General features: G+C 61.7%; 6 protein-coding genes. All 6 read right to left on the bottom strand.

Features of this window, described 5'->3' with window-relative positions; all coding sequences use genetic code 11:
• Nucleotides 1–235: 235 nt before the first annotated feature.
• The 6 genes from L3J03_11000 to hemC all read right to left on the bottom strand — a co-directional run bounded on the left by L3J03_11000 (nt 236) and on the right by hemC (nt 11769).
• Nucleotides 236–847: a hydrogenase iron-sulfur subunit gene (locus tag L3J03_11000; GenBank protein ID MCF6291509.1), complete on the bottom strand. Its 612-nt coding sequence runs from the start codon at nt 845–847 to the stop codon at nt 236–238.
• 49 nt (nt 848–896) lie between these two features.
• Nucleotides 897–4007: an FAD-dependent oxidoreductase gene (locus L3J03_11005; protein ID MCF6291510.1), complete on the bottom strand. Its 3111-nt coding sequence runs from the start codon at nt 4005–4007 to the stop codon at nt 897–899.
• A 362-nt stretch (nt 4008–4369) separates the two neighbouring features.
• A complete protein-coding gene (locus tag L3J03_11010; GenBank protein ID MCF6291511.1) occupies nt 4370–4963 on the bottom strand; it encodes a histidine phosphatase family protein in 594 nt (197 codons plus the stop codon).
• 2 nt (nt 4964–4965) lie between these two features.
• Nucleotides 4966–9174: a DEAD/DEAH box helicase gene (locus L3J03_11015; protein MCF6291512.1), complete on the bottom strand. Its 4209-nt coding sequence runs from the start codon at nt 9172–9174 to the stop codon at nt 4966–4968.
• A 47-nt stretch (nt 9175–9221) separates the two neighbouring features.
• Nucleotides 9222–10754: a uroporphyrinogen-III C-methyltransferase gene (cobA, locus tag L3J03_11020; GenBank protein MCF6291513.1), complete on the bottom strand. Its 1533-nt coding sequence runs from the start codon at nt 10752–10754 to the stop codon at nt 9222–9224.
• 58 nt (nt 10755–10812) lie between these two features.
• Nucleotides 10813–11769, bottom strand: a complete 957-nt coding sequence (gene hemC / locus L3J03_11025; protein ID MCF6291514.1) for a hydroxymethylbilane synthase — start codon at nt 11767–11769, stop codon at nt 10813–10815.
• Between the last annotated feature and the right edge of the window lie 256 nt (nt 11770–12025).

Genomic DNA, 12025 nt, shown 5'->3' on the forward strand with positions numbered 1-12025 from the left:
CAGGAACTCGCTTCGCCGCAACGGCGATTCGGAATCCATAAGCATATCCTGCCGAAGTTGTTTCAAATTCCGCTTTTGCCGTCACGGCTGCGGCTCAGGGTCCGCTACACCGTTCGCTATAAGAAAAACCCTTTCCCGGTCCAACCTCAAACGTACGGGGTTTACCGAAACCTTACTCCCTTGGTTTGTATTTTATTAAAAGCGGTCAGGTAGTGTCTGTCCAGAAATGACCCTTTCATGCCGATTCCCGGCCGGTCAGACCGGTCAGCGCCTTATTACATTTCTCCCGGACCAGCGTTGCAATGATCTTTCTGGAGATTTTTTCCGCCTTCATCATCTCGCGGGAGGCGTTGATCAGCCCGGTGCGGATCTTGCGGCCCCGGGCCGCCTCGGCTGCCTGGGACAGCTGGTGCTGTAATTGGGCCCGGTCCTTGCCCTCTGCCTTGCCCAGGGGGCCGAGGGAGCGAATTTTCTCGGTAAACGCGGTGATCATCCTGACAAAATTCGGCCCTTCGGCGGCCGAGGCCCAGTCGATCAGCAGCCGTTGGCGGGCAACTCCCAGCCGTTCCAGCATTTCATCAACCAGGGAGGCCGAGACCAGGGCATGGTAGTTGCCGTCCTGGTAGTGGCATTCGCCGGGATGACAGCCGCCGACAAAGATGGCGTCCGCGCCGCTGGCCAGCCCCTCCAGGGGAAAGGAAGGGTCAAGCCGGCCGGTGCACATGATCCGGATCACCCGCAGGTTGGGCGGATACTGATACCTGCCGACCCCGGCCGAGTCGGCGGCGGTATAGCAGCACCAGTTGCATAGAAAACCCAGGATATGGGGATTGTATTCAGTGGTCATCTGTTAATTTCCTTAGAGTCATTTTCAGCGTTTGAACAGTTTGAACGGTTCAAACGGCTTGAACGGTTCCCCTTGCTCCCCGCGGATTAAAGGCATGGATCTGGGCAAGGATTGCATCGTAGGTAAAGCGGCCCATATCAATGGCCAGGGTCGGGCAGCGGGCCGCACAGACCCCGCAGCCCTTGCAGGAGGCGGTGATGGTCCGGGCCTTGCGTTTTTTGTTTTTCTTATGGATTTGAATCGCCTTATAGGGGCAGAATGCCTGGCAGGCCCCGCAGCCGATGCACTTCTCCGGATCAACGTTCGAGACGATGGGCTCCGGGCTGATGCTCCCCCGGGCCAGGGGTTGGCAGGCCCGGCCACCGGCGGCCTGGGCCTGGGCAATGGTTTCGTCCATGGATTTGGGGCCATGGGCCAGGCCGCAGACATAGACACCGTCCACCGCAAAATCCACCGGCCGCAGTTTGACATGGGCCTCCAGAAAGAAGTTGTCGCTGGTGACCGGCACCTTGAGCAGCCGGGCCAGGGTGGCGGGATCATCGGCCTCAATACCGGTGGAGAGAACAAGCAGGTCGCTGCGCCGTTCCACCTCTTCCCCGAGGATCGGATCAAAAAAAATCACCATCGGCCTGCTCCGGCCCCCCTTGCCAATGGCCACCCTTGGCGGCCGCTCCGGGGAATAGCGGGTAAAGATGATCCCCTGTTCGCGGGCCCGGCGATAGTCGTCCTCCATGAAACCGTAGGTGCGCATGTCCCGGTACAGGACCGTGATCCGGATCGCCGGGCTCAGCTCCTTGATCCGCAGCCCGTTTTTCACCGCCTGTCCGCAGCAGACGCGGCTGCAGTAGGAAAGATCGTCGCCCCGGGAGCCGACACACTGGATCATGACAACCTGTCGGCAGTCGGCCGGCAGAGGCTTCTTCCGGGCCAGCCGTTTCTCCAGATCGATCTGGGTCAGCACCCGGCTCGATTCACCGTAGCCGAATTTCCGCGGCACATGTGGTTTGCCGCCAATGGCCAGAATCACCACCCCGTGATTGATCATCGTATTGCCCTTCGGACCTGCAGTGGTATCGCTGTTAGATACGACGACCGTGGAGGTAAAATTACCGACATAGCCGGAAACAATGCTCAGTTCCGCCCTGGTCAGGACGGTGATTTTCCGATGGCCCCGCACCCTGTCGATCAGTTCCCTGATCACCTGGCCGGGGTCCTTGCCATACCGGTCCCGGGTGAGGAGCAGGGTCCGGCCGCCTAAACTTTTTTCCCTTTCCACCAGGGTACATTCAAAGCCCTGGTCAGCAATGGTCAGGGCCGCGGTCATCCCGGCCAGTCCGCCGCCGACCACCAGGGCCGAGGGGGTCACCTCCAGTTCCTGTTCCGCAAGCGGGGTGAGCAGGCCGGCCTTGGCCACCGCCATCCGCACCAGATCCCCGGCCTTTTCCGTTGCCGCCTCCTTTTCCTGCATATGGACCCAGGAGCATTGATCCCGGATATTGGCCATCTCAAAGAGAGAGCGGTTCAGGCCTGCTTCACGCATGGTCGCCTGAAACAGCGGCTCATGGGTCCGGGGGGTGCAGGCGGCGACCACGATCCGGTTCAGACGATGTTTCTGAATGATCTTGATAAGCTGCTGCTGGGTATCCTGGGAGCAGGAGTAAAGATTGTCAGTGGCATAGACCACATGAGGCAGGGTCCGGGCGTAATCTCGAACATCCGGCACATCCACCACCCCGCTGATATTGATGCCGCAATGGCAGACAAAAACGCCGATGCGCGGCTCCTCGCCGGAAATATCCCGCTCCGCCGGATACTCGGCATGCACCACCTCGGTGTTACGGGCCCGGGCAAGCAGGCCGGAACAGAGGCTGGCCACGCCGCCGGCCTGGGTAACGGAATCAGAGATGTCCTTGGGTCCCTGAAAGGCGCCGATCACATAGACGCCGGGCCGGGAGGTCTGAAGGGGATGAAAGGTGTCGGTGCTGACGAAATTGTAGCGGTTCAGCTCAATACCGGCGATCCGGGCGAGCTGTTCCGCGTCATCGGGTGACTCCAATCCCTGGGAGAGGACCACCAGATCGAATTTTTCATACCTGTGCCTGCCGCTCTCCCCGGCCCAGGTCAGCAGCAGACCGCCGTCAAAGACATCCTCCACCCGGGGCGGCCGGGCATGGATCACCCGGAAATTATTTTCAGCAACAGCCCGCTCCCGGGCCGCGTCAAAGCCCTTGCCATGGGTGCGGATATCCATATGGAAAAGGGTGATTTCAGCGTCCGGATCATGTTCACGGGCCAGGGTCGCCTGCTTGACGGCGTACATGCAGCAGACCGAGGAACAGTAGTTATTGCCGCAGGTTTCGTCGCGGGAGCCGATGCATTGCAGAAAGGCGATTCTTCTGGGATGCCTGCCATCCGAGGGCCTGACGATCTCACCGTTGCTGGGCCCGGAGGCGCACATCAGCCGTTCGTGTTCAAAGGCGGTGAGCACATCGGCAAATCTGCCCCAGCCGTATCTGCCCAGCACCTCCTGGTTGACCCGGCCGAATCCAGGGGCCAGCACCACCGCACCCACCTTGATATCAACCTCTTCCTCCTGCTGATCAAAGCGGATGGCCCCGGCCCGGCAGGCCACGGCGCAGAGGCCGCAGCTGTCGTAATTGAGGCGCAGACAGGACTTGGGGTCGATATAGTAGCCGGCCGGCACTGCCTGGGCGTAATCAATGTGGGCCGCATGGGTAACAGCCAGCTTTTCATTGTAGTCGTCGCCTATCTGCTTGAGGCAGTAAAGGGTGCATTGGCCGCAACCGGTGCAGATCGACTCGTCGATGTAGCGCGGTTGTTTACGCAGCCGGGCCGTGAAATTGCCGGCCTGGCCGGCAAGGCGAATGAGTTCCGATTTGGTCAGGATTTCAATATTGGGGTCCCGGCCCGCCTCCACCAGCTTGGGAGCAAGGATGCACAGGGAACAGTCATTGGTGGGAAAGGTCTTGTCGAGCCGGGCCATGACCCCGCCGATGGCAGCGCTCTTTTCGACCAGATAGACCCTGTAGCCAAGGGCCGAGAGATCAAGGGCCGCCTGGACCCCGGCAACGCCGCCGCCGATGACCATGACCGCGCCAGCAAAGGAAACAGCTTGATCATATGGGACCGGGGCATTCATCAGAGCTTCCTCCTGCAGGGACCGGATAGATCCTGGGCCTGAAACAACAGGCAGCGTGCATCCTTTAAGACCCTGAAGAGGCGAAGCTCCCGAATAAAGAGAGAGTTCAGCAGATAAGGGGGAGGGGAAACAACGCGCCTGTCAGCCGCGCCACCCGGACCGGGTGGCTCGCCAGACGCAATGTTCAGTATAATGGGCGTTTGAAATGATTCATTTTCTCAAATTGACCGCTGTAAAAATCCATTGGAATTACGCTATCTACAAAAAACATGGTTATGAGTCAAATAGATAGTCTCGATAAGCTGGCTGGAATCGATTTCCATTTCCCCTGCCGCGGCCGGCACGGGCGACAGCGGGCCGGATCAGGGGTAATCCGGGCGCACGCCGACACCCTGTCTGTTGAAAACAAGGGTGGTAATCGAACCGTTGTTGATCTTGATCGAACGGAAAGCACTGATCGGCAGTTGCTGAAAATAAAGCAGCAGGGAGCGGAGTACGATGAGATGACTGACTATCAGGCAATTTTCGCCCGGATGAACGGCAACGATGCGTTGCACCGCCCGCACCGCCCGGGTCTGCACCTGGGCGATGGTCTCGCAGCCGTCCAGGGCAAAGCGATGCGGGGTCTTGATCCAGAGGGGGTATTCAGGCCCGAACCGTTCCCGGATCTCCTCCTTGGTCAGCCCGTCCCAGTGGGGGATATGGATCTCGGTCAGATCCGGGTCAGGGACAACCCCGGCGGAGACCATCCGGCTGAGAATCGAGGCCGACTGCATGGTCCTGGGCAGGGGGCTGGCGAATATCCGGGCGATTCCGGCCATGCCAAGGCGGTTGCCCAGCCGGTGGATCTGCTCTGTACCCAGGGCATGGAGCTTTTCGCCGGTTCGACCGGCAAAGCGGTTCTCCAGATTGGCCGGAGTGGCCCCGTGGCGGACAAGATAAAGGGTGGTCGACATGGTCAGCGTTCCCGGATCAAGTTGAGCAGCTCCTCCACTGATACCCGGGCGCTGATATCACTGCCCTGCAGCAGGCTGTCGGCCAGTTCCCGTTTCTCGTTGTGCAGGGCCACGATCCTCTCCTCAATGGTACCCTTGGCCACCAACCGGTAGATGGTCACCGGCCGGGTCTGGCCGATGCGATGGGCCCGGTCCGAGGCCTGGTCCTCCACTGCCGGGTTCCACCATGGGTCCATGTGAATAACATAGTCGGCCGCCGTGAGGTTGAGCCCCAGGCCGCCGGCCTTGAGACTGATGAGAAACAGATCGCCCTGTCCGGCCTGAAAGGATTCCACCTGCTGTTTTCGTTTCCTCACCGGGGTGGCGCCATCCAGGTAGCAGTAGCTGATTCCCTTCTGGTCCAGAACCTGGCGGATCAGCTTCAGGTGACCGACGAACTGGCTGAACACCAAGGCCTTGTGCCGGTTTTCCAGGAGTTCATCCACCAGCTTGCCGAACAGTTCGAGCTTGGAGCTGGGGATCTTGCTTTGCGCCGCAACCAGGCGGGTGTTGCAGCAGGCCCGGCGCAACCGCATGATTTCGGCCAGGACCTGCATGTTCTGGCGGGCGCCGGGGGCAACCGTTTGCAACGAGACCAGGGCCTGCCGCCGCAGGGCCTCGTAAAAGGCCTGTTCTTCCTTGTTCCTTTCAACGTGGAGGACGATCTCGGTCCGCGGCGGCAGCTCTTCCAGGACCTGGGCCTTGATCCGGCGGAGGATAAAGGGCCGGATCATCTTCCGCAGGCGGCGGCCGGCCTCCCGGCTGCCCTGCCGTTCGATCGGGACGGCAAACCGCTGGTTGAACCGCTCCAGGGAACCCAGCAGGCCGGGGTTGATAAAGTTGAACAGGTTCCACAACTCACCAAGATGGTTCTCGATCGGGGTGCCGGTAAGGAGGAGCTTGAAACCGCCGTCCAGGGCCATGGCTGCCCGGGAACGCTTGGTGGCCATGTTCTTGATCGCCTGGGCCTCGTCCAGAACAATGGTCTGCCAGTAAAGCGAGGCCAGCAGCCCGGCCTCCTGCTGGAGCAGGGTATAACTGGTCACCAGGACATCAAATTTTTTTAAACTTTTCAGCAGCTCTTTCCGGCCGCGGCCGTTAAAAAGATGCACCCTCAGGGTCGGGGCGAACCGGGTCGCCTCGGCACACCAGTTCATACATACCGAGGTGGGGGCCACCACCAGGGTCGGCCCCTGGCGGGCCCGGTCGAGGATGATCGCCAGGGCCTGCAGGGTCTTGCCCAGCCCCATGTCATCGGCCAGGCAGGCCCCCACCCCCCAGCGGGCCAGCCGGGCCAGCCAGACATAGCCCTCGGTCTGATACCCCCGCAGTTCCGCCCGGAGGGTGGAAGGAAGCGTGGGGGAAAAATCATGTACCTGGCCGAGCAGGGCAAGCTGCTCCCGCCACCCCGCATCACTGTCCACTGTCTCTAGTTGCGCACAGAAATCCGCAAGCTCGGGCGCTGCCAGGGGATGGAACCGCACCCCCGGCTCCTGGTCCTCGTCATCGGCGCCCCGGAGCGGCTGTTCATCCCAGAACATTTCCAGGTCATTAAGACGACGGCGAAGTTCCTCGCTGAGCGCGAGGAACCTCCTTTCACCCAGGGGGATAAAACGGCCGGGATTCTCCCGGGCCAACTCCAGCAGCCGCCGCATATCCAGGACAAGATCCTCGTCCACCTCCATCCGGCCGGCCAGTTCAAACCAGTTGCGCCGCTGTCGCACCCGGACCCGGAGCTGTTCATAAGAGGCCTGGCGACTCACTGAGATCGGTTCACCTTCCGGCCACTCCACGGTGATCCGCTCCTGGAGCGGTTGCAGTTCGAGTAATACCTGTAGACATTCCTCAAGTTCCGGCAGGTTCCATTCCCGGTCAAACTCCTCGGCCGCGGCCAGGGTGGGACACGCCTTTTCCACCTCCAGGGCCTGCTCCTCTTCCCGGCCCAGATCGCGCCTGGCCTGGAGCCGCCGGCCGCCCACCTCGGCCATCAACACCCCCACCCCCCGGCCCGGCTTGAGATAGGGACCGCCCTTGCCAAATGGCCGGACAAACATCTTGAGCTTGAATCCGGAGGCAAAGGGCAGAATCTGGACCCAGATCCGTTCCTCGGCCGGTACCTCGGTGATCGCCACCGAGCGGCGACGGACCGGATCCATGGCAATGGCCGAATGGATGGTCATAAACGAGGAGAGATTGCCGATCGCGGCCATTACCATCTCCGCGGCAATCGGCGGCACGGCCAGGCCTTCCCGGCCGATAACCCGGGCGATCCGCCGGTGCCGGTCATCCACCTCGATGATCCGGAAACGGTTCGATCCCTCGGGGACCACGGTGATCCCCTGCTCGGTGATATCCCGGGCCAGACGTATCCTCAACCCGTCCGCAATATCCTCCACCACCACCTCCGGCTCGCCCTTGATGAATTCCACTGCCGGGCCTGGGCCACCGCCCGGGTCGGCGAGAAAAAGAAGCGGATGGCCGATCATCAACGGCAGGGCCTTGTTGACATCAATCTCATAGTGAGCCGTCCCATGGTTCCGGTGTTGCCGCCGGATCGCGGTACAGATCCGCAAATCCTGCTCAGTCAGAAAATCTATCTGGCGGCCGGCGTAAAGCCGGCTCAGGGCCACCACCCGCCCCTTGCTCCAGCCGCCGCGGCTGGTGCCCTTCTGCTCCTTGGGGACAATGGTCATCCGGTCACCCGCGTAATCAACACACCAGATCAACCGGCTCCGGCAAGGTAATACGGCATCCTCGGTTGCGGCCACGCTGATCAAGGCCTTGAGCCGCCGTTCCCAGGATTCGGCCTGCGGGAAAGAGGAAACCAGCAATACCAGGCCGGTCCGCAGCCGTTCCGCGCCAGCATACTCACCATACTTGTCTCCGCCGCCCAACTCGTTCAAAATTCCGGCGTATTCCATGGCCGGCCAGGGAAAACCACCGGCCCGGGCCTGCTCGAACAGGGGCGACAGATCAGCCCGCAGCCGTTCCCTGGCAATGGTCCCGGCCGGGAACCGGCCGGTTGCCCAATACTGGGCCAACACCGCGAACAGAGTAACAATACCGTGCCGCACGCTTCCCTGCCGGCCGGGAAGATCAAGGCCGGTTACATCCATCCCCAAAGGCAGCAGCACCACATCCAGGTAGGAATAGATGGCCTGCAGGATGGAGGATGGCGCATTCACCCTGGCAATATCGATCCACTCCCTGATCCGGGGCCAGGATGCGACCTGGTCGCTGCGGAGCAGGGCCAATATATAGAACAGGCCGGAGAGGTTATAGAAAAAGAGCTTGTTGTCGCCGGTCAACTCCCTGAGCTGATCCAGTTCCGCGGCAAACAGGGCCAGGGCCTCCTGGTTACGATCAAGGAGAAAGGCGATACAGCCGGCAAAACCGCTGGCAACGAAAGAATCCGGATAACGGTTTATCAGTTCCCGGACCAGGGCCGGCCGGCCCTGCCAGAGCAGGTATTCGGCCAGGAGCCGGTGAAAGGGCAGCCGTTCGGCCCTGGGGATGGAACACCTTGCCGAGTCGTCCCTGATATAGGCGATAACCGCCTCGACATTCTCAAAGGTTGCCAGGGAGTGATCCAGGAGCTGCTCCAGAAGATAAAACTGGAGCGATACCGGCAGGGTCCGGAACCAGCCGGCCTGGAAAGGATTGGCGCATACCCGGACCGCCGGCGCCCCCAGGCCGGCATCAACGCAGGCCGGGACCAGCAGCGGCTGGAGCCCCTCGAGCAGGGACACGTCATGGGTATAGACCCCTACCCGAAACTCCCGCAGGAGTCGCCAATATTTCTGCTCCCGCTTGCCGTAGAAACCAGCCAGCGGCAGTTCCGCCCTGACCGCCGCGAGCATGGCCGCAAAGCTGCCGGCCGCCACGACCCCACGGGTGATCTCCTCGGCCAGGGCCCCGGTGCTGCACTGGTTGCGGTCGGTTATCAGCCCCAATCCCCGGAGTTGCGCCAGGGCGGTGGCCAGATCAGCCGGGGTGAGTTCGCGGCCTCCGGGGCCGACGATTCCGCAACGCTGGAGACAGTTAAGCAGAACGCCCGGGTTGACCGGTTCATAGACGATTGAAATCAGGTCCAGAACGGCCCGGACCAGTGGAGTCTGACTGGCAAGGGAGCTGAAGGATTGCTCGGATATCTGCTGGATTGGGTCCGCCATAAACAGGTCGCTTTAAAGGCTGCGGAGAGGCTCTGCCCCCGGGCGGCTCAACTGAAATGGGCCACGATGCTGTCCACCATTTCCGGGATGGTGAAGCGTTCCGGCTGGATATCCACGGCCAGACCATGCCTGACCGCGGTGCGGGCGGTAATCGGCCCGATGGCCGCCACCGCCACCCCGGCCAACAGCTCTTTGAGTTCATCCGGCCCGGCTGGGGCCAACATCTTGATAAAATTGCTAACCGTGGAAGAGCTGGTAAAGGTTACAACATCGATTTTTCCCTGCGTAAGCGCCTGGCGGAGTGCGGTCGGGCCGGTTCCTTCATCGCTGTCCACAGGTACCACATTGCGATAGACCGGAGCCACCATCACCTCTGCACCGGCCTGGGTCAGGGCCTGGGGCAAGGTCTCGCGGGCCACCTCGGCCCGGGGGATGAGAATCTTCTTTTCCGCCACTCCCAGGTTGACCAGACTGGCGGCGAGGCCGTCGCCGGTAAACTCTTCCGGGAGCAGATCCGCCCGGATTCCAAAACCGGCCAACGACTCGGCCGTGGCCTTGCCCACCACCGCCACCCTGGCGTTGTGCAATGCACGGGCGTCCAGCCCCTTTTTGAGAAGACGTTCAAAAAAACAGCCCACCGCATTGATGCTGGTAAAGAGCACCCAGTCGTAGCGATCAAGCCGGTCCAGTTCCCGGTCCACCACCGCCATAGACTCCGGCGGCCTGATGGCGATGGTCGCACATTCAAGACAATCTGCGCCCAACTCCTCCAGCCGATGCACCAGTTCGCTGGCCTGTTCCCTGGTCCTGGTCACCAGGACCTTCTTGCCGAACAAGGCTCGCTTCTCGAACCAATTGATCGTATCCCGGAGCGAGACCACATCGCCCACCACCACCAGGGCGGGCGGGGTGATGTGGGCCTCGCGGACCACCTCGGTGATAGTGGCCAGGGTGCCGACCACGGTGCGCTGCTCCGGGGTCGAGGCCCAGCGGACCACTGCCACCGGGGTCTGCGGGTCCCGGCCGTGCTTGATCAGGTTCGCGGTAATGGCCGGCAGATTCTTGATCCCCATATAGATGACCAGGGTGCCGACCCCGGTGGCCAGCTTGTCCCAGGCGATATTGCTGCTCGGCTTGGTGGGGTCCTCATGGCCGGTGACAAAGGCCACGGTAGCGGTATAACGCCGATGGGTAATGGGAATCCCGGCAAAGGTGGCCGCGGCCGTGGCCGAGGTCACCCCGGGCACCACCTCAAAGGGCAGACCGGCGGCAACCAGTTCCTCGACCTCCTCGCCGCCCCGGCCGAAGATAAAGGGGTCGCCGCCCTTGAGCCGGACCACGGTCTTGCCGGCCCGAGCCCGTCCCACCAGCATCCGGTTGATCTCCTCCTGGGTGTGGGTATGCTTGACCCCGCCCTTCTTGCCGGCGTAGATCATCTCCGCATCCCGGGGCACGTGTTTGAGCAGTTTCTTGGGGGCGAGATAGTCGTATATCACCACCTCGGCACGCTTGAGCAGCTCCAGGCCCCGGACGGTGATCAACCCCGGGTCACCGGGGCCGGCGCCGACCAGATAGACCATCGGTTTTTTGGATTTCTTTTGCTCCGATCCCTCGGCCGCATGTGTATTGCAACTCACCCTATCCGTTCCCCTGTGCGCTGTTATAAACCCGGGCCAGAATCTCCCGGCCGCCGGCGGCAATGACCTCATCGGCCAGGCCGCGCCCCAGACTCTCGGCCTGGTCCCATGGCCCTGACCGGCTCAACCTGATCACCTCCCTGCCATCCTCGGAGGCCACCAGTCCGCTGAGCGCCAGAATCTTTTTGCCGGCCTGCTCCGCTACCCGGCAGAAGGCGCCGATCGGCACCTGGCAGCCCCCTTCCAGTTGATCAAGAAAAGCTCGCTCAGCCGCCACGGTAACAGCGGTGGTCTCGTCATTCAGAAAGGCGAGCCCGGCCAGCAGTTCGTGGTCATCCCGGCGCAACTCGATCCCCAGGGCGCCCTGGCCCACGGCCGGCAGCATCTCTTCCGGAGAAAAATAACTGACCGCCCGCCGGCTCAATCCCAGCCGGTTGAGCCCGGCGGATGCAAGAATGATCGCCTCATACCGGCCTTCATCCAGCTTGCGCAGCCGGGTATCAAGATTGCCGCGCAGATTCTCGATTACCAGATCGGGCCGGAGCGCGGCCAACTGGCAGCGGCGGCGCAGGCTGCTGGTGCCGACCCTGGCCCCGGCCGGCAGCCCGGCCGGGGAGGAATAATTGTTGGCAACAAAGGCGTCCCGGGGGTCCTCCCGCCCGGGGATGATCCCCAGGTGCAGAGGTCCGGGCAACTCGGCCGGCACATCCTTCATGCTGTGCACCGCCAGATCGACCTCTTGCCGCAGCAGGGCCTCCTCGATCTCCTTGACAAAGAGCCCCTTGCCGCCCACCTTGGCCAGGGGAACGTCCAGGATCTTGTCGCCCTTGGTCACGATCTTGACCAGCTCCACCGATACCTCGGGGTAGCGGTCCTCTATCTGCTTTTTGGTCCAGGTGGACTGGGTAACGGCCAGCAGGCTGCCCCGGGTCCCGATCTTGATTGTCTTGCGCATCATTTTTTCCTTGGCGGCTTCGTAAAAACTAAAATTTTTACCGCTGAGTACGGTAGAGGCCGCAGAGAAAGTCCTGTTATTTTAGTAAGCGTTCACCAGCACCTCATCTTCGCCCATTTTGGCCTGCTCGAACAGCACCAGTATGCTTCGCAGTCCCAAATGAACGAATCTAAGCCACTGGTGAACGCTTACGGGCATGAGATTACCATAAATCCGTACCCCCGGTGAACGGTTACTTATTTTAAATGATAACCCTGCG

It is taken from the genome of Desulfobacterales bacterium (assembly GCA_021647905.1).
GTDB lineage: Bacteria > Desulfobacterota > Desulfobulbia > Desulfobulbales > BM004 > JAKITW01.